Origin of the sequence: Glaciimonas sp. PCH181 (assembly GCF_003056055.1) — a bacterium.
Lineage (GTDB): Bacteria > Pseudomonadota > Gammaproteobacteria > Burkholderiales > Burkholderiaceae_D > Glaciimonas.
In genome coordinates this window covers 2524861-2542027 of record NZ_PYFP01000001.1, presented here as the reverse complement: position 1 = coordinate 2542027, position 17167 = coordinate 2524861, and the positions used below count along the sequence as shown (strand labels likewise).

Here is a 17167-nt window from a genome sequence, read left to right as displayed (position 1 = left end):
GAACGGCCCATAACTTTTTTACTAATTCAAGAGTGATGACATGAGTGGTAACAATCTGAAAGCGAGTAAATGGCAGAAGTTTCGAGCTAATAGGATTGCCATGTTGGGTGTGTGCGTGTTTCTACTGGTAACCGTTATCTGCCTTTTTTCTCACTGGCTATTTCAATTTGATCCGAATGCGATCGATTTGAGCTCCTCGCTGCAAGGACCTTCGCGCATGCATTGGCTTGGTACCGACCAGACCGGCAGAGATATGCTGGCGCGAACCATGGCCGCCGGGCAGATTTCAATGTTGGTTGGTGCGTGCAGTGTCGTCCTCGCGGTGGTCATTGGTACGGTGCTGGGAGGACTTGCCGGTTATTTCGGCGGCTGGCTGGACAATCTGATCATGCGCTTTGTCGATATTGTCATGACATTTCCAACCATTATTGTGTTGATGACGCTGTCTGCAGTGATTGGGTCCGGTACTGGTAAGACCATCATGATTATCGGTTTGCTTTCCTGGCCGCTGGTGTGCCGTCTGGTACGAGCCCGCATATTGAGTGTGCGTGAGATGGAGTTTGTTGCCGCCGCTAAAACGTTAGGGGCAGGGCACGGCTATATCTTATTTAAACACTGTTTGCCAAACACGACCGATGTGTTGGTGGTGTTTTCATCTCTTGGATTTGTTAGCGCCATTATGGCCGAGGCTGGATTGAGCTTTCTGGGCCTTGGAGTGCAATTGCCCGATGCAAGCTGGGGGAGTCTGCTCAGCATCGCACGCGAAGCATCCATTCTTCAGCAATACCCCTGGATCTGGTTGCCATCCGGTGTGCTAATTGTGATCACTGCTCTTTCTGCAAATTTTATTGGCGACGGGTTACGCCAGGCTTTTGACCCTAAAACTATGAAGGAATGAATACGATGTCTACTTTGAAATTGCACGGCATTATCCCCCCGGTTGTTACGCCGCTGACCCATGATTATAAGGTCGATAAACCTAGCTTGCGGCGCGTTATCCGTCACCTGCTGGATGGCGGCGTGCATGGCCTGTTTTTGCTGGGCTCGACCAGTGAAGTGGTTTTTTTGAATGCGCAACAGCGCGCCGATGTCATGGAAGTTGCGGTGGCAGAAGCAGGTGGTCGTGTGCCTCTGGTCGCTGGGGTCATTGATCCAACGACTGATCGTACAATCGAGTATGCGCGTCAGGCTAAAGAGTTGGGTGTTGATGGTCTCGTTGTGACATCACAGTTTTATACCCGTACCAGTCAGGCTGAGACGGTCGATCACTTTTCATACATCAAAGACGCAGTAGATCTGCCGATCATTGCCTACGATATCCCGGTCTGTGTGCAACTCAAATTGGCACGCGAAACCATTCGTGAACTATATGATCGCAAGATTATTTGCGCGGTGAAAGATAGTAGCGGTGACGATGGCAATATGCGCATGCTGATGCGTGACTTTGCGGAGCAGCCGGATTTTGCGATTTTGACCGGTTCCGAAACGATGGTTGATTATGCTCTGCTGGGCGGCGCACACGGTAATGTACCAGGCTTGGGTAACGTTGATCCGGCCGGTTATGTCCGTTTGTATAACGCTGCGAAAGCAGGGGATTGGGAAACTGCGCGCGCCGAACAACATCGTCTGATTGCACTGTTCGATATTGTCTTCCAGGGTGTACCGCATACCAGTCCAAATGCCTCTGGCGTGGGTGGATTTAAAACAGCGATGCATTTGATGGGCCTGATTGAAAACCGCCACATGAGTCGTCCGAATCGCGTATTGCCTGATGCTGCGATTGAAAAAATACGCGCTATATTAGTCAGCGCCGGACTGCTATAACGCGTGATAGCGTGGTCTGCGAGTCACTCTGGGACCACGCATCTCTGGAAAATGTTGGCGATATGGTGCTAACTGAACGGCACGATGAATAGCATAAGAATAGGTGATGAATATGCTTGGTTCTGATGTAATCCTGGATGTAAAAGGGCTAACGACGACCTTCCGGACGCCCGCTGGCTTAGTGAATGCTGTCAATGATCTGGACTTTCAACTGCGGCGCGGGGAAACGCTGGCGATTGTCGGCGAATCCGGTTGCGGTAAATCGGTGACGTCATTTTCGCTCATGCGTTTATTGAGTGGGCAGGTCAGGATTGCTGGCGAGGTATGGCTGAAAGATCAGCAGGATCAACCGGTCGATCTATTGTGTCTTCCCACTAGTGACATGCAACGGGTTCGCGGTAATCGATTAGCAATGATTTTTCAGGAACCGATGACCTCGCTGAACCCTTTACATCGGATCGGGGATCAGATAGCCGAAGTCATGATGACGCACGGGCGGTGCTCCAAAGAAGAAGCGTATGAACATGCGTTAGCACTATTGACGTTGGTTGGCATCTCGGACCCGGAGATACGTGCCAGACAATATCCGCATCAAATGTCTGGTGGCATGCGGCAACGGGTGATGATTTCGATTGCGCTTGCTTGTAAGCCTGCGGTGTTGATTGCAGATGAGCCGACCACGGCGCTCGATGTCACTATTCAGGCCCAGATTTTACGTTTGATACGCAAGTTGCAGCGCGAAGTAGGAATGGGTGTTCTTTTTATTACCCATGATATGGGCGTCGTTGCACAGATTGCTGACCGTGTCGCAGTAATGTATGCAGGCCAGTTGGTCGAGCAAACCACAACCAGAACCTTGTTTAAGTATCCGCGACATCCTTATACCAAAGGCTTGCTCGCATCGATCCCAAATCCCAATGTGGAAGGACGTCTGTACGGCATTCCCGGACAGGTAGAACCTGTATTTGGAGAACCGGTTGGTTGTCGATTTGCGAATCGGTGTAATCAGGCAACTGACCTCTGCCAGACGACTAATCCACCGTTAATGGATATAGATGGTCACCTGGTCCGTTGCCATTTTGGGGACCAACCATGAATGTAAATGTAAGCCTGAACCCGAACAATCGGCAAACCACCGACAGTATTCTCTCCTTTGAAAATGTCGGTATCCAGTTTTCTATCAAAACCGGCATGTTTGGAAAAACGCGTTCGTTACACGCTGTGCAAGACGTTTCTTTCACCCTCAAGCCGGGCGAAATTCTGGGTATCGTCGGCGAGTCCGGTAGCGGAAAATCAACGCTGGGAAAGCTAGGTATGCGCCTGTTGAAGCCGACCACAGGGGCGATCAGATATCGGGGAAAATTGCTTCAGGATTATCGTGGTGCTGAACTCAAGCAATTATGCGGTGACGTGCAGATGGTGTTTCAGGACCCAAATGCCAGCCTGAACAGTCGCCTGACGATAGAGCAGAGTTTACGCGAGCCATTTGTCCTGCATAAGCGCGGTAGCAAGCAAGAGCAAGGTCAGGAAATTTTGCGTTTGCTGGATATTGTTGGTTTGCCAGCCAGTGTGTTGCATCGCTATCCACATGAGTTGTCCGGTGGCCAAAAGCAACGCGTCGTGATCGCTCGCGCATTGGCACTCAAGCCAAAGGTCATCATTGCCGATGAGGCTGTTGCAGCGCTGGATGCCTCGGTTAAAGCGCAAATTATCAATTTGCTGCTCGACCTGCAAAAAGAATTTAATCTCGCGATCATTTTTATATCGCACGATTTACCGATGGTGCAAGCCGTTTGTAACCGCGTATTGGTATTGTATCTGGGCCGCTTGATGGAATATGCACCGCGCGAAGTCATTGTTCAGGGCGGAAAGCATCCCTATACCCAGGCGCTTTGGAAAAGTTCGCCCATTGCCGATCCGGATCTGGTCTTCTCTGACGATGAGCCATTGCAGGGTGAAATCCCCAGTCCGTTAAATCCGCCCAGCGGTTGTGTGTTCCATACGCGCTGTCCGCAAGCGTTTCAGAAATGTTGTGAAAAGATCCCTGATCTGTATCAATTAGCCCCACAGCACAACGTCGCTTGCTTGCTGTATGAAAAACTACCTGCCGTTGAGGCGCTCTCCACTTCTTGATGTTCGTTGCAGATCGTCACCAGGTTCTTACAGATTACTTAAGTTTATATCTCCATATGAATATTGAACAACTTAGAAATAAGCTCGTCGTGTCTTGCCAGCCGGTACCAGATAGCCCAATGGACAGGCAAGACATCATCGTCGCGATGGCCTGCGCGGCGGTGGCTGCCGGAGCCGGTGGTCTGCGCATCGAAGGCGCTGACAATGTGCGTGCCGTGGTGGCTGCCGTCAATGTGCCGGTCATCGGCATTGTTAAGCGCGATTTGGCCGATAGCCCGGTGCGGATTACCCCCTATTTGCAAGACGTTGACGATTTGATTCATGCCGGTGCGGCGATCATCGCCTTCGACGGTACTCAGCGCATCCGTCCAGAAAGTGTCGCAAACCTCTTGGAGGCCGTCCACTTGGCGGGACGTTTGGCCATGGCGGATTGTTCGACAGAAGCAGATGGCCTGGCGGCGCTGGCGCTAGGTTGTGATTTGATCGGCACCACACTTTCCGGTTATACCGATGAAACCGCTGATCAGCCTTCAGATGCGCCAAATTTGGAGTTGGTACGGCGTTTGTCAGATGCCGGTGCACGGGTGGTGGCAGAGGGCCGTATTCGCACCGCCGCCGAGGCTGCAGACGCGCTTAGTCACGGTGCTTTTTCGGTCACCGTCGGTTCTGCTATTACCCGTATCGAACATATTACAGAATGGTTTATTGCGGCGATGCTGCAAACCGTGCGCAAGGGGTAATCAGGATGCCAATCAACAAGCCAATTGATATGCTTTTGGCGATTGATGTAGGCGGTACAAAAATTGCCGCTGCCTGGGTGAGTAAGGGACAGATTATCGAACGTCGCCAGCAACCGATGGCGACCGATCCGGCCGGTTTCTTGGAAGCCATCAATCAATTGGTATTGGGCTGGCCTGCACCAGAGCGCGTTGCGGTAGCGGCGACAGGCTATATCGATGGTGGCAAGGTGTATTCAGTGAATCAGCACATCATCGAATTTTGGGATGGCTTTCCATTGGGACGCCATCTGAATACGCGCTTCGCGTGCCCTGTAGTGCTAATGAACGATGGGCAGGCAGCGGCTTGGGGGGAGTACCTGATCCGTAAGACTTCCACATCGTCAATTGCTCCCGAGAGTCTGTTGTTTATCACCTTATCGACCGGAGTTGGTGGGGGACTGGTCTTGCATCAGCAACTGCGTATCGGACGGCAGGGTCTTGCCGGCCATGTAGGGCATACAACGATATCCCGTGGACCTGTTGATGGCGACGTGCAGTGCGGTTGCGGTCGGTGTGATTGCCTTGAAAAAGTGGCGTCTGGTACTGCGCTTGCGCGACAAGCAAGCGCGGTGTTTGGCCGCCGCATCGACAGTAAGGAGTTGTTTACGATGGCCCAGACTAACCCAGAGGCAGAAGCGATTATTGACAATGCGGCGATGGCGGTGGCGGAGGCAATCAGCAACTTTCAGATGATGCTGGATGTGGACGAGGTCGTGATCGGTGGCAGCGTCGGGCTGGCTGACGGCATGCTGCAACGCATACGTCAGGCGCTGGCACAGGCCCCTTCGTTGGCGCAGGTACCGGTGACTGCGGCGCTGCTGGGGGCAGATGCGGGTCTGGCTGGAATCATGCAATGGTCTCAAGACTAAACGCGTCATTTCCGAACTATTTTATTAAGAGAAAAAATGAACTTACAACTTGGCGGCAACATTCTGACGCCGGATGGTTGGATAGTTGGTGAGATCACCTTCGGCGATCGGATCGACGATATTGAAGGTGTACCGGTTAATCCTGCTGACAACGATGGTGATTTCATTCTTCCTGGATTTATAGATTTACACGTCCACGGTGGCGGTGGCGTCGATATCATGGAGGCTGATGGTGCTGGTGCCAAGGTAGCGCGTTTGCATGCCCGCCATGGAACGACGGCGTTTCTGGCAACTACGATGACAGCCCCTGGTGTTGAAATCGAGCGTGCGCTAAACGATCTGGCACCCATGCGTCAACAACGCACCGCAGGTGGCGCACGGATGCTGGGGATTCATCTGGAAGGTCCGTATATCAACGCAGGTAAACTCGGCGCACAACCGGATTTTGCGCGCTGCGGGGTCGCCCAAGAAGTGTCTCGCTACAACGATATCGTGCCGGTGAAACTGGTAACGATTGCCCCTGAAGTAAGCGGTCACGCTGCATTAATTGAAACTTTAGTAGCAAACGATATCCGGGTCCAGCTTGGACACACACTGGGCAGTTACGAAGATGGCGTGGAGGCATTGAGACGCGGTGCTGGCAGCTTTGCACATTTGTTTAATGCGATGACCGGTCTTCATCACCGCGAACCCGGCATGGTCGGCGCGGCGCTGGCGCATGCCGATTTTGCAGAGATTATTCCTGATCTGTTGCATGTACACCCCGGCGCAATTCGCACCGCTTTACGCTGTATTCCTCACCTGTATTGCGTGACCGATTCAACCGCTGCCGCCGGTATGCCCGACGGCAATTATTTGTTAGGCGGCCAGACTATTACCAAGTGTCTGGGCGGCGTCAGGCTGGCAGATGGCACGCTCGCCGGTAGCACGCTGACGATGGATCAGGCGCTGCGTAATCTGGTCGCTATCGGCTTGACGATCCATGACGCATCGAATCGTTTGTCAGCCAATCCCGCACGTTTTCTCGGCATTACAGACCGGGGGCATCTGGCACAAAATTGCTGGGCAGATCTGGTGGTATTCAATCGAGATTTACATCTTAAATCAGTTTATATAGAAGGAGAGTTAATTGACATCACTCATGCTTAAAGAGGCACGTGCAGCAGCCAATGCGGTCGCCGCCCAGTTTACCCAAAACACGGCGATCTACGCTGAGCTTGGAGCGAAACTACGTGCTCAGCCACCGCGCTCAGTAGTCACGATCGCGCGCGGGAGTTCTGACCACGCGTCGGCCTATTTCGCCTACCTGGTGATGGCCCAGTTGGGGAAATTGGTGACCTCATTACCGATGTCCCTGATCACCCTGTATCGCTCGCCTATTGAGGCTGCCGACGTACTGGCGGTCGCTGTCTCGCAATCGGGCCAGAGTCCTGATTTGATCGGACCGATGCGTTATCTGCGTGATGGCGGCGCTACAACGGTTGCCATGGTGAATGATCCTGCCTCCCCGTTAGCGGAGGCCAGTGAATGGGTGCTCCCGCTAGTCGCCGGGCCGGAAAAAAGTGTCGCCGCCACCAAGAGCTTTATTACCAGCCTGACTGCCAGTGCTGCATTAGTGGCGCATTGGGCCAATGACGAACCGATGCTGGCAGCCCTTAAGCAATTACCTGAGCAACTCGCGCTCGCATCCGTACAAGACTGGAGTACAGCATTTAAGATTTTTTGCGATGCTGATCGGATCATGGTTTTGGGACGCGGTTGGAGTCATTCGATAGCAATGGAGGCGGCACTAAAATTTAAGGAAACATGCGCAATTCAGGCGGAAGCGTTTTCGAGCGCGGAGGTCAAGCATGGCCCGATGGCACTCGTGGAGGAAGGTTATCCGATTCTAATATTTGCCACGCGCGGTCCAGCCCAGGAAGGCTTGATTACGACAGCCCAGGAAATGCGCGCGCGCGGTGCCCGTGTCATATTGGCGGCCCCGCCCGATGTGGCAGAACGTGATTTGACGTTGTTCACGGCAGATGTACCTGCGTTAGATCCTATTCTAGCTATTCAAAGTTTTTATATCATGGTGGAAGCGGTGGCGAGGCTGCGGGGTTTTGATCCCGATACGCCGCGTCATCTTTCTAAAGTGACTAAAACAAACTGAGTAAGCGTCCAATCAACCGGTTGTGCGCAGTGAAGATATTTTATAGGGTTTAATTCCGGTTCTGTCGCGTTAGCAAGGACAAGTCGGATTTCTAGCTAGCTGGTGCACCGGCCTTCAAACTGGACGGATTTTTCCCGCTAATGCATAAAATTGGTCCGCAAAAGTCATCTCATCGGTGCCTTCCATCATGAGCTGGCTTTTACGGATCAGGTGCATGAGTTCAATGCCGGCCAAGATGTGTTTGGCGGACCGAAATGATTTGAAGTTGAGCATCGGCTTGGTCACGCGCTTGATGGCACGGTGGTCCTGTTCGACGACATTGTTGAGGTATTTCACCTGACGAACCATGATCGGAATGTCCTTGCCGGCATTGATCTCATTAATCGCCGCCTTGTTGGCGCCGCTTTTATCCATCGTGACTTTTTCAGGAACGCCATGAGCTTGCATGGCCTTGTTGAAAAAACGTTTCACAGCCCACTTATCCCGCTTGGCTGTCGATAGAAAATCGACCGTGTTGCCTTCCTTGTCCACGGCCCGATAGAGATACTTCCAGGTGCCTTTGACTTTTATATAGGTCTCGTCCATTCGCCAGCTTCCGCTATCCGGACGCTTGTGTTTGCGGAAAGCCTTTTCAAGTAACGGCAGAAACCGGATCGCCCAGCGATTGATCGATGAGTGATCGACAACCACGCCGCGTTCTTCCATCATTTCTTCCAGGTGACGGTAACTCAATGGGTAGGCTGCGTACCAACGGATGCAGACCAGAATCACGTCGATGGGAAATCGCATTCCTTTGGTTTTGAGCATGTCGGTTCCCCTTTTTTCAAAGACAGTAGTCTACCTGAGCGGCTCGATGACTTTGCTTAACGCGACAGAACCCGTCGCGCTGCGGTTCGCGCCGGCATTCATAAGAATACAAGCTTCCATTGGCGCCATCGTTTCCTCACATTGTCTAATACAGACCGTGCGTCGTTTCTGCGGGTTATCGCTGAGGCTGATGAAATGTACTTGCTCGAGTCGGAAAAGGGAGCCCGCCAGCTAGAAAAGCAATTAGTTGGGCTGGCGTTTCAATTGAGGAATAGATGGGCAGCGGATTGCCACGCCGGAAAAATTGCTTAGCGCTGCCATCGGAGCGTGCCCACACGTCCCGGTGACATAGCCAATAAGTAATCCAGAAATACATGTGGGACGGGCTTGTTGTTCCGCCGAACCTTGATGCGAATTTGGCCCTTTATCCCTATATCGTCCCAAATACCGACGATCGCACCTCTGTCATCGCTGTCCAAAGGGCTGCTTACATTCCAATTATTGAATGTATCGCCGCACTTTTTCCATTTTTCATTTACCCAAACAGCGCAGATAATAATTTCATCGAAGTGCAGACCGACAACGGTGCACAAGCAACAAAAATATAAATGGAGAAAAACTATGAAGATCTATAGGCACAGCGTCATGAGCAATGGCAGTTGCACGTAAGCAGCCAGTCATCCAAATGCGCGCTCCGACGGCAGGCCGGATGACCAACCAGCCTTGACAGTAGTCCACTGCTCGAACTCCAAAATCTTTATGTAGGAACAAGCCATGTCAATTATCGCCCAACAAAAGAATTCAAACTTCGATGCTGACGTCGCCCGTTTGTCCAGCCGTGCTGAAGCCGTTGCTTGTGCAAAGCAGTTCGTCCCCACATTGCGAGAGCGTGCAGCGCATACCGAGGAACTGAGGCGCATTCCTGAAGAAACAATAGCGGAGCTGCGTGCTTCCGGCTTGCTGGGCATCCTGACGCCGAAGTGCTTCGGAGGTGCAGAGCTTGGCATTGCCACACTGGTCGAGGTGACATCGGAACTTGCACAGGGTTGTGTTTCTTCTGGCTGGGTTTTCGGCAACTTGATCGGCCATTACTGGTTGCTCGCGCAATTTCCACTGTCCATCTACGTTACGCTGTTCGCGCTCGGCCACAGCATGACGCTGCTCGGCGGCGTGCTCGGCAGTGTCAATGCAAACACCTGGCTGGTCGACGCCATCATCGGCCTATCGGTCGCCTACAAGGCCTTCGACAACCTCGACGGCTTCCGCACGCTGTTCGGCGTTACCCCCAACCGATGCTGGGCAGTACTCTTGTTCGGCCTGTGTCACGGCTTCGGTCGCGCCACCAAATTGCAAGAACTGCATCTTTCAGGCCAGGGACTGATTCCCAACTTGCTCGCGTTCCACGTTGGAATCGAGCTCGGCCAACTACTTGCCTTGTCGCTGATGATGGCATTGCTGCTCGCGTGGCGCCGCAGCGCGCGCTTCGACCGCCAGGCCATCTCCGCCAACGTGCTGATGCTCGGTGCGGGTTTCCTGTTGACCGGCTATCAGCTCGCCGGCTTCTGCTTGCAGCGAGGTGTCGTCCCATGAAACCAGGCCAGATCACCGTGCCGCCGTCGCGCCGGCAACTGATGATGATCGTGATTGGCAGCCTGCTGGGCGCCACCGCGATCCTGCTTGGCGTGATTCTGCCGGCCGAATTTCACCTCGATCCGCTGGGTACCGGCAAAGTCACCGGATTGCTGGGCCTGTCGGCACCGGCCAACACAGCTGCGGCGCCAGGCGTCGCGGCCGACGCCGGCGCCGCAGCCCATTTTTATGCCGAACCGCTGCGCAGCGATTCCATCGAGATAGCGCTGGCCGCCGGCGGCGACCCGCAACACCGTGACGAACTCGAATGGAAAGTTCGCCGAGCGGCTCGCCCGCACCCGCGTGCTGCCACAGCTTCTCGCCCTCCAGCAGGCAGCGGTTGTGCTGAGCGCGTACCAGCCAGTCGTCCGGCGTGCCCAATTCTTGCGCGCGCAACATCAACGGCACCAGATCGGCTTCGCGGTCGGCGACATATACCAGTCGCGTGCCGGGCAACGTCACCGCCATCTCGGCGAGTCGTTCGTACCCTTCAATCCAGCGCAGGCTTTCCTTCGGACCGCCACGGATGCCGAATTTGTCCTTCTTTTCGCGCGCCCACATCCATGCGTCAATGATGCTTAGCGGTTCGCGCCCGGGAGTGACCGCGTAGGTTGGGTGCAGGTACATGCCGCGCTGGGCTTCGTAGCTCAATGGTCCGAGACCGAACGTATCTTGGCCGTTGAAGTCCAGTTCGGTCGTGTCCTGCAAGCACAGCACTACCGGCTGTGCGGTCATGCGCTGTTCGGTGCACTGCCAATGCGGTGCCATGATCGCGCGGCAATCGATGGTGGCATTGTCAAAGAAACGGTAGGCTGCCATCGTTTCACCCCAGCCGTTACAAGCAGTCGGAATACTCGCGGTGGGCTTCTCGCCCAATCTTGCCAGCAAGGATTTTGACCGCTTGTTCAAGCGCTCATCACCCAGATTGATTTCCGACAACTCTTCCTCAGCCCAATTCTTTTCCATGGTGCCCCTGTGTCAAACTGTTGTGAGACAACTTCATCACTCTAATTAAGGAAGTTGAATACATGGACCCGACGATGACAACAGTTCTGCCACAAGATGATGTCCCCGCCCACCAACCGGAATTCGATTCCGAAGTTGTTGCTGTGGCTCGCAGGCGCACTTTTACAAAGAGCTACATGCGCCGCATCGTCCAGGAGGCGAACGCGTGCACGCAGACGGGTGCCATTGGTGCGCTGCTACGCCGCGAAGGACTGTACAGCTCGCATTTGAGCAAGTGGCGCGTAGAGATCACGGCCATGGACGCAGCAGGCCCCCAAAGCAAACAGCGTGGCCCTCAACCCGATCCAGCGAAGGCGATCGACCGCCGCATCGCCAATTTGGAACTGGAGAACGAAAAACTACGCAAGAAGCTTAATCGAGCCGAGCAGATTATCGATGTTCAAAAAAACTTTGCGAATTACTGGGCTTGCCCACGGCAGGGGAAGTCCCGTGATGAATGCCACCACGCATTTGGTGGCACAGCTTGGCGCAAGCGCCGTGTGCACCGGCATGGGCGTACCGCGCGCCAGCTACTATCGCGCCCAACAGGCACGTACCGAACAGCATACGGTGCGCAGGCCACGTCGCTCTCCAATGGCACTGAGCGCGGACGAACGCGGCGAGGTGCTGAAGGTATTGCATTCACCCGAATACGTCGATGTTGCGCCGCACACGGTCTACGCAATGCTGCTCGACACCGGCATCTACATGGCATCGGTGTCGACCTTCTATCGCATCCTTCGCGCCACCAGCGGCACGCGGCCCCGGCGCAATCAACTAGTTCACCCGGCCTATACGCGGCCCGAACTGCTGGCGACCAAACCATGCGAAGTATGGTCGTGGGACATCACAAAAATCAAGGGGCCGGTCAAGTCCGCGCACTTTCACTTGTATGTCATTTTGGATATCTTCAGCCGCTACGTCGTCGGCTGGATGATTGCCGATTGCGAATCGGACGCGTTGGCGGAGACACTCATCGGTCATACCTGCGACAACGAAGGCATCGGGCGCGACCAGTTGACCCTGCATGCCGATTGAGGTGCGGCGATGCGTTCGAAGCTGGTGGCCGACCTGCTGGTCGATTTGGGCGTTGTCAAAAGTCATAGTCATCCCTACACTTCCGACGACAATCCCTACTCGGAAGCGCAATTCAAGACGATGAAATATCGCCCCAATTTCCCGCACCGGTTTGATTCGTTAGCCGATGTACGCGCCTACTGCCAAACGTTCTTTGCCTGGTATAACTATGATCATCGCCATTCCGGCATCGTCTACATGACGCCAGCGGCCATGCACACCGGGGTTTCAACCATGATCCACGAACAGCGCGTATTGGTTCTGGAAGACGCCTTTACAAAGCATCCTAATCGATTCAAGCACCGACAGCCCCAGCCACCGATCTTACCCACGGAGGCTGGAATCAACATGCCAAAACAAGCATCAGGAGTTACAGACCAAGCCAAAATTGCTCACTAAACTATTTGCAAAAACTGTCTCAAATAGTTTGACACGCTCCGACCCCTCTCAAAATGGCTTCCTTGCGTTCTCCTGAATAACGTTTCACTTCACGACTTTGCTCCGCCCCCGATACAATTAATGAAAATTAAATGACGCGACATCTATCGTGACACAGGGGGCACAGAGGGCGGAGCTAATTTTTTAATTCATATTCTTTTTCTTAGCATTCGATCAAGAATAGTTAATTCTTAGAGGACCGGTTTTCATTAGAAAATATTTTGACGACTTCCAGAAACGATTTTAATATCGGGGACTGATCATCCTGCCGATAAACGCAACTTAAATCGACGACGGCATGCGGCGCGTTCTTTAAAGGCCGGTAGACAACGCCGGGCAATTGTAGTGAGGTAGCCGACTCGGCTACCATTGAAATCCCAAAACCACTTGCGACTAAGGCGAGGCCAGTGACAGCATCGCCAACAGCTTGCGAGACCACAGGAAGAAAACCTTCACCTCTACAAAGATCTACAACTTTGTCCATAAAGTTGGGGCGTGTGCCCGTTGGAAACATGACCATCGGCTCGTTTCTGAGTGCTTGTAAGGGAATGGCTTCTTCTACTGCCAATGGATGCTGCGCGTTCAGCGCAACTATAATCGCCTCTGTCACCACAAGTTCCGTCCCTAGGTCTGGATAAGGCTCCAGAAGGCGATTGAAACCAACCGTGATACGCCGCTGGCGGATCGCTGTAATTTGTTCACTTTTTGTCATCGTATGTAACACTACATTGACATCGGGGTAGGTGCTGCGAAAACGTAATAGTAGTTTTGGAATGACGTCTAGCGTACCCGAGCCGAAGATCCCAATGTCTATACGACCGAGTTTTCCTTGGCCTGCGCGGCGTGTTCGCTCAGTTGTTTGCTCTATTAGGGAGAGAATGTTCTGGCCTTCCTGAAGTAGCAATTCCCCTGCGGGTGTTAGCTCAACACCTTTAGGTGTTCGAATGAAAAGCTGTACACCTATTTCATCCTCTAATTGCTGAATTTGACGGGTCAAAGGAGGTTGTGAAATGTTGAGTGAAACTGACGCCCGCCCAAAATTTTTTTCCTGTGCAACTGCAATAAAATATTTTAGATGGCGAAATTCCATATCTATTTGATACTCCTGTAACTCAGATTAGTTGTGCAGATTAGTGATGCAAATTTATGAGGATAATGCATTATTTTGAACTATTATTAGTACCGTCTGAATGTTACCACCGCACAATAAAAAGGTGATGATGACAAAAAATGGTTAACTTATAGGTGTTATTTTGATTATTGCTGAAGGCAATTACCACCTCTTGTGGAAAATGTAAGGGCGCGAAACAACAGTTTCTCTCGGGAATTACCTTAGCGTGTCATGCGCTGATTTCTCCGCCACCATTGATGTGCCAGCGAAGAAGGAAGTCGCTATTGGCGTCAGGATGCCGCCGAATCAGGGGCCCTATCCGTGGGTAAATTATAAAAAATAAAGGAGATAGATTGAAAACCATGGACCTTATCGAGCGATTGAAATTGCGATCGCTGCTACGCTTTGATCCCGAAAATGGAGAAATTTGGCTTGATGAGGGCCGAATGTTGCTGCTTCATACCAAAGCGTTCGGTGCACTACGAAAGGAGTTGTTCGATTCGTTGGGGGTTGAACGAGCACGCGGGCTTTTGGTACGTATGGGATTTGAGTCTGGCAAAAAAGACGCCGAGCTCGTCAAAAAAATCGTTGGCAACAATTCGCTGGAAGATATTTTTTTGGTTGGTGCTGAAATGCACATGCTCGAGGGTATGGTAAAAGCCAAATTGGTCAATTCCGAAATCAGTCTTGCGCGAGGAACTTTTTATGGGGAATTCTTATGGGAGTATTCCTGGGAAGCTGAATCGCAGAGTCAGTTGTTCGGTATCGGCAAGGACCACGCGTGCTGGAGTCAGATAGGCTATGCCTCTGGTTATGCAACCGCCTTTATGAACCGGTTTGTTGTGTTCCGTGAAACGGAATGTAAAGCGTGTGGCGCAGCTAATTGCCGTATTGTGGGTAAGTTGGCCGAAGATTGGAACGACCCTGATTACTTACGTTACTTTCACCCAGACAATATTGTCAGGGAGTTGATGGAGTTACAGGAGGAAGTCGCGCAGTTGCGGGCCAGCTTATCGAACGAGCGCACTCCCGGTAGTTTGATCGGCGTATCGGCAGGATTTCGACAGGCTTTTGATCTTCTCAATAAAGCTTGCCCAAGCGCTATCAGCGTATTATTACTCGGCGAAACCGGGGTTGGAAAAGAGCGTTTCGCGCGTTGGCTGCACGACAATGGACCACGTGCCGACAAGCCGTTCGTGGCCATTAACTGCGCCGCTATTCCCCACGACCTGATCGAGTCCGAATTGTTTGGTGTGACCAAAGGTGCGTACACCGGCGCCGATCAATCACGGCCCGGCCGCTTTGAACGCGCGCACGGGGGAACCCTATTCCTTGACGAAATCGGGGAGATGAGTCAAGCGGCTCAAGTAAAGCTTCTGCGCGTATTGCAAACCGGAGAGGTGGAGCGATTAGGCGACAATCAGGTATGTAAAGTGGATGTCCGGCTTGTTGCGGCAACTAATGTCAATTTGCAACAGGCAATTGCAGATGGGCGTTTTCGCCCGGATCTCTATTACCGGCTTGCTACGTATCCGGTATTAATTCCACCGCTGCGAGAGCGGCGCGCGGATCTACCGCTATTGATTGATTCGTTGATTGAAAAACATAGTTTGCGTTACCACAAAAAAGTAAGAGGCGTAACGGACCGTGCACTGCTCATGCTGTCTAAATATCCATGGCCGGGCAATATTCGGGAACTCGAAAATGTCATTGAGCGGGGCGTACTTCTTGTCACGGCCGGTGGGTATATCGAGATCGATCATTTGTTCGCTAATATTGAAGAGCCACTGCGAAAAGGAGAGGAAATTGCCGGTGACGGCCACTTACATGAGGCGGACGACGGAAGTTATGGAATCGGTTATGAGGAACTGCTTAGCGAAGGTTTTAATCTCAATACGCATGAAGACCGGCTACTTAAATTTGCGGTAGGAAAATCCGGTGGCAATCTTACTCACGCTGCACGTATGCTCGGCATCACCCGGCGCCAACTCTCGTACAGATTATCCAAGCGCTCGGAAACCAACGCGCTCTCTTGGCCTGACTAGGCTGACCAATCCTGATAAATGCAGGCCGCACAAATTCTAGCAACCAGCAGAAGACCGGTCTGTAAACTAACCATACTCTTACGCGTAAAATTTTTCGTACAGTACGCATCTTCCTTTATTCGGAAGCATAGACACACTCCATTTGCATGGTGTCCGTCGCGTCATCTTTGTATTTCCCCCGTAGTCTCCTTCCGTACTCTCCTTTCCAATCAACCACGTTACCTTCCACCATCTGTCGTTCACCTTCCGTCGCTCAACCTTCCCCATCAATTGATTTACGTCATTTATTTATTCAAAGAGAGCTGCGTTCTTTGCAGCGTTTACCTGTCCATCCTACGCTCTACGGTTTAGTAACGCAGTCTCTGTTTAATTGACGAAAGCGTCACGTCATTGATTGCGCCATCCATTGAATATTTTATAAATCGCTATAAATCAATGAGTTATAGATTGGTACAGTTGTTGCTAAGCGTAGATAACATTCAAAGATGCGCCGCATGTTATTTGAGCGCTAAAGATAAAAATCAGGAGACGATATGCCCCATTTTTTCGCAAATGCGTGCAATAGACCATGAATGCAATGTCAGCGGAGGCTCCGCGTCAGTTTGAAGTCTTGTTAGTAAACAGTGGCGAATACGTCACGTGTAAAGCGAGCGAGACCCTGCTGGCGGCGCTCATACGTACCGGCAAAAAAGGTATTCCAGTCGGCTGTCGTGGAGGCGGTTGTGGGGTGTGCCGAATTGAAATCATTTCAGGTGAGGTTGCCACCAAGCGAATGAGTCGCAGTCAGGTTAGCGAGGAGGATGAGCGAGCGCAGCGTCTGCTCGCATGTAGCGTCTATCCACTTAGCGACCTGAAGGTCTACGCCATCGGTCGTCTGGGACGCGTGGTGGTGCCGCCTGTCCAGCATTTGCTGTCACCGCAACCGATCGATACGGGAAAAATTCATGACTAATACGCAAAAAAAGAGCGTCAGTGCGCTCCAATTCGATACCTCTCGTAAATATGTGCGCGTTTGCGGGTTCCGTGGCAAGCAATTCGTGGAGTTTGACTTCGCAGTAGGGGAACCGGAACTGTTTGCCGAATTGATCCTGGAACGATGGGCTTTCGAAGCATTTTGTACAGACAACAAGGTGACATTGCTGCTGGGTGATGAGCTGGTCGCGCCGGGAGAGCAAGATTGGGCGTGGCGTTTAAGCAATGCCACCACTGAACGATTTAAATCTGAACAATCAACAAAATAGCAACGCACATAGGCGCGCCATAGCCCTGCTAACAGCACCACTACATGCCGCGATAAA

At 52.4% G+C, this 17167-nt stretch carries 15 protein-coding genes and 3 pseudogenes; 15 read left to right on the top strand and 3 right to left on the bottom strand.

Features of this window, described 5'->3' with window-relative positions:
* Positions 1-40 precede the first annotated feature (40 nt).
* From C7W93_RS11605 to C7W93_RS11570, 8 genes are all read left to right on the top strand, one after another.
* Positions 41-898 carry an ABC transporter permease gene (locus C7W93_RS11605; RefSeq protein ID WP_108440141.1) on the top strand — a complete coding sequence of 286 codons (858 nt, stop codon included), beginning with the start codon at positions 41-43 and terminating at the stop codon, positions 896-898.
* Between the two features lie 5 nt (positions 899-903).
* Positions 904-1824 carry a dihydrodipicolinate synthase family protein gene (locus C7W93_RS11600; protein WP_108440140.1) on the top strand — a complete coding sequence of 307 codons (921 nt, stop codon included), beginning with the start codon at positions 904-906 and terminating at the stop codon, positions 1822-1824.
* A gap of 112 nt (positions 1825-1936) precedes the next feature.
* The gene (locus tag C7W93_RS11595; protein WP_108440629.1) at positions 1937-2920 is read left to right on the top strand and encodes an ABC transporter ATP-binding protein; all 984 of its coding nucleotides are present in this window, start codon (positions 1937-1939) and stop codon (positions 2918-2920) included.
* Positions 2917-3957: an ABC transporter ATP-binding protein gene (locus C7W93_RS11590; RefSeq protein WP_108440139.1), complete on the top strand. Its 1041-nt coding sequence runs from the start codon at positions 2917-2919 to the stop codon at positions 3955-3957. The genes C7W93_RS11595 and C7W93_RS11590 overlap by 4 nt, the downstream gene beginning before the upstream one ends.
* Positions 3957-4697, top strand: a complete 741-nt coding sequence (locus C7W93_RS11585) for an N-acetylmannosamine-6-phosphate 2-epimerase (protein WP_370446423.1) — start codon at positions 3957-3959, stop codon at positions 4695-4697. The genes C7W93_RS11590 and C7W93_RS11585 overlap by 1 nt, the downstream gene beginning before the upstream one ends.
* A 5-nt stretch (positions 4698-4702) precedes the next feature.
* Positions 4703-5605, top strand: a complete 903-nt coding sequence (locus C7W93_RS11580; RefSeq protein ID WP_161539920.1) for an ROK family protein — start codon at positions 4703-4705, stop codon at positions 5603-5605.
* 36 nt (positions 5606-5641) lie between these two features.
* Positions 5642-6754, top strand: coding sequence for an N-acetylglucosamine-6-phosphate deacetylase (nagA, locus tag C7W93_RS11575; protein ID WP_108440137.1), 1113 nt, complete (start codon positions 5642-5644; stop codon positions 6752-6754).
* Positions 6735-7757: an SIS domain-containing protein gene (locus C7W93_RS11570; protein WP_225869813.1), complete on the top strand. Its 1023-nt coding sequence runs from the start codon at positions 6735-6737 to the stop codon at positions 7755-7757. Before nagA ends, C7W93_RS11570 begins: the two co-directional genes overlap by 20 nt.
* 114 nt (positions 7758-7871) lie before the next feature.
* On the opposite strand, the gene C7W93_RS11565 is transcribed toward C7W93_RS11570, so the two are convergent.
* A complete protein-coding gene (locus C7W93_RS11565; protein WP_108440135.1) occupies positions 7872-8564 on the bottom strand; it encodes an IS6 family transposase in 693 nt (230 codons plus the stop codon).
* A 72-nt stretch (positions 8565-8636) separates the two neighbouring features.
* Between C7W93_RS11565 and C7W93_RS25065 the strand changes: the two are divergent.
* The 3 genes and pseudogenes from C7W93_RS25065 to C7W93_RS11555 form a co-directional block, all read left to right on the top strand.
* A pseudogene (locus C7W93_RS25065) lies at positions 8637-8804 on the top strand (IS1595 family transposase); the annotation flags it as partial.
* Between the two features lie 134 nt (positions 8805-8938).
* Positions 8939-9172: a hypothetical protein gene (locus C7W93_RS11560; RefSeq protein WP_108440134.1), complete on the top strand. Its 234-nt coding sequence runs from the start codon at positions 8939-8941 to the stop codon at positions 9170-9172.
* A gap of 166 nt (positions 9173-9338) precedes the next feature.
* Complete coding sequence (locus C7W93_RS11555) at positions 9339-10154, top strand: HupE/UreJ family protein (RefSeq protein ID WP_108440133.1); 816 nt, start codon at positions 9339-9341, stop codon at positions 10152-10154.
* Positions 10155-10400: 246 nt separating this feature from the next.
* On the opposite strand, the pseudogene C7W93_RS11550 reads toward C7W93_RS11555, so the two are convergent.
* Positions 10401-11159 (bottom strand): annotated as a pseudogene (locus tag C7W93_RS11550) (transposase DNA-binding-containing protein); the annotation flags it as partial.
* A 74-nt stretch (positions 11160-11233) separates the two neighbouring features.
* On the opposite strand from C7W93_RS11550, the pseudogene C7W93_RS11545 reads away from it, so the two are divergent.
* Positions 11234-12674: pseudogene (locus C7W93_RS11545) on the top strand (IS3 family transposase).
* A 223-nt stretch (positions 12675-12897) separates the two neighbouring features.
* Here the strand turns inward: C7W93_RS11545 and C7W93_RS11540 are convergent.
* The gene (locus tag C7W93_RS11540) at positions 12898-13803 is read right to left on the bottom strand and encodes a LysR substrate-binding domain-containing protein (RefSeq protein ID WP_108440131.1); all 906 of its coding nucleotides are present in this window, start codon (positions 13801-13803) and stop codon (positions 12898-12900) included.
* 383 nt (positions 13804-14186) lie between these two features.
* On the opposite strand from C7W93_RS11540, the gene C7W93_RS11535 reads away from it, so the two are divergent.
* The 3 genes from C7W93_RS11535 (at position 14187) to C7W93_RS11525 (ending at position 17110) form a co-directional block, all read left to right on the top strand.
* Positions 14187-15869 carry a sigma-54-dependent Fis family transcriptional regulator gene (locus C7W93_RS11535; protein ID WP_108440130.1) on the top strand — a complete coding sequence of 561 codons (1683 nt, stop codon included), beginning with the start codon at positions 14187-14189 and terminating at the stop codon, positions 15867-15869.
* Between the two features lie 568 nt (positions 15870-16437).
* Entirely contained in the window at positions 16438-16821 is a 384-nt protein-coding gene (locus C7W93_RS11530) for a 2Fe-2S iron-sulfur cluster-binding protein (protein ID WP_201747200.1), read from the top strand.
* Complete coding sequence (locus tag C7W93_RS11525; protein ID WP_108440129.1) at positions 16814-17110, top strand: phenol hydroxylase subunit; 297 nt, start codon at positions 16814-16816, stop codon at positions 17108-17110. The genes C7W93_RS11530 and C7W93_RS11525 overlap by 8 nt, the downstream gene beginning before the upstream one ends.
* The last annotated feature ends 57 nt before the right edge of the window (positions 17111-17167 follow it).

What these genes read in the sequence shown, in the direction of transcription:
- C7W93_RS11605 (WP_108440141.1), top strand. Translation starts at nt 41, where the DNA reads ATGAGTGGTAACAATCTGAAAGCGAGTAAATGGCAGAAGTTTCGAGCT.
- C7W93_RS11600 (WP_108440140.1), top strand. Translation starts at nt 904, where the DNA reads ATGTCTACTTTGAAATTGCACGGCATTATCCCCCCGGTTGTTACGCCG.
- C7W93_RS11595 (WP_108440629.1), top strand. Translation starts at nt 1,937, where the DNA reads ATGCTTGGTTCTGATGTAATCCTGGATGTAAAAGGGCTAACGACGACC.
- C7W93_RS11590 (WP_108440139.1), top strand. Translation starts at nt 2,917, where the DNA reads ATGAATGTAAATGTAAGCCTGAACCCGAACAATCGGCAAACCACCGAC.
- C7W93_RS11585 (WP_370446423.1), top strand. Translation starts at nt 3,957, where the DNA reads ATGTTCGTTGCAGATCGTCACCAGGTTCTTACAGATTACTTAAGTTTA.
- C7W93_RS11580 (WP_161539920.1), top strand. Translation starts at nt 4,703, where the DNA reads ATGCCAATCAACAAGCCAATTGATATGCTTTTGGCGATTGATGTAGGC.
- nagA (WP_108440137.1), top strand. Translation starts at nt 5,642, where the DNA reads ATGAACTTACAACTTGGCGGCAACATTCTGACGCCGGATGGTTGGATA.
- C7W93_RS11565 (WP_108440135.1), bottom strand. Translation starts at nt 8,564, where the DNA reads ATGCTCAAAACCAAAGGAATGCGATTTCCCATCGACGTGATTCTGGTC.
- C7W93_RS11560 (WP_108440134.1), top strand. Translation starts at nt 8,939, where the DNA reads ATGTGGGACGGGCTTGTTGTTCCGCCGAACCTTGATGCGAATTTGGCC.
- C7W93_RS11555 (WP_108440133.1), top strand. Translation starts at nt 9,339, where the DNA reads ATGTCAATTATCGCCCAACAAAAGAATTCAAACTTCGATGCTGACGTC.
- C7W93_RS11540 (WP_108440131.1), bottom strand. Translation starts at nt 13,803, where the DNA reads ATGGAATTTCGCCATCTAAAATATTTTATTGCAGTTGCACAGGAAAAA.
- C7W93_RS11535 (WP_108440130.1), top strand. Translation starts at nt 14,187, where the DNA reads ATGGACCTTATCGAGCGATTGAAATTGCGATCGCTGCTACGCTTTGAT.
- C7W93_RS11530 (WP_201747200.1), top strand. Translation starts at nt 16,438, where the DNA reads ATGAATGCAATGTCAGCGGAGGCTCCGCGTCAGTTTGAAGTCTTGTTA.
- C7W93_RS11525 (WP_108440129.1), top strand. Translation starts at nt 16,814, where the DNA reads ATGACTAATACGCAAAAAAAGAGCGTCAGTGCGCTCCAATTCGATACC.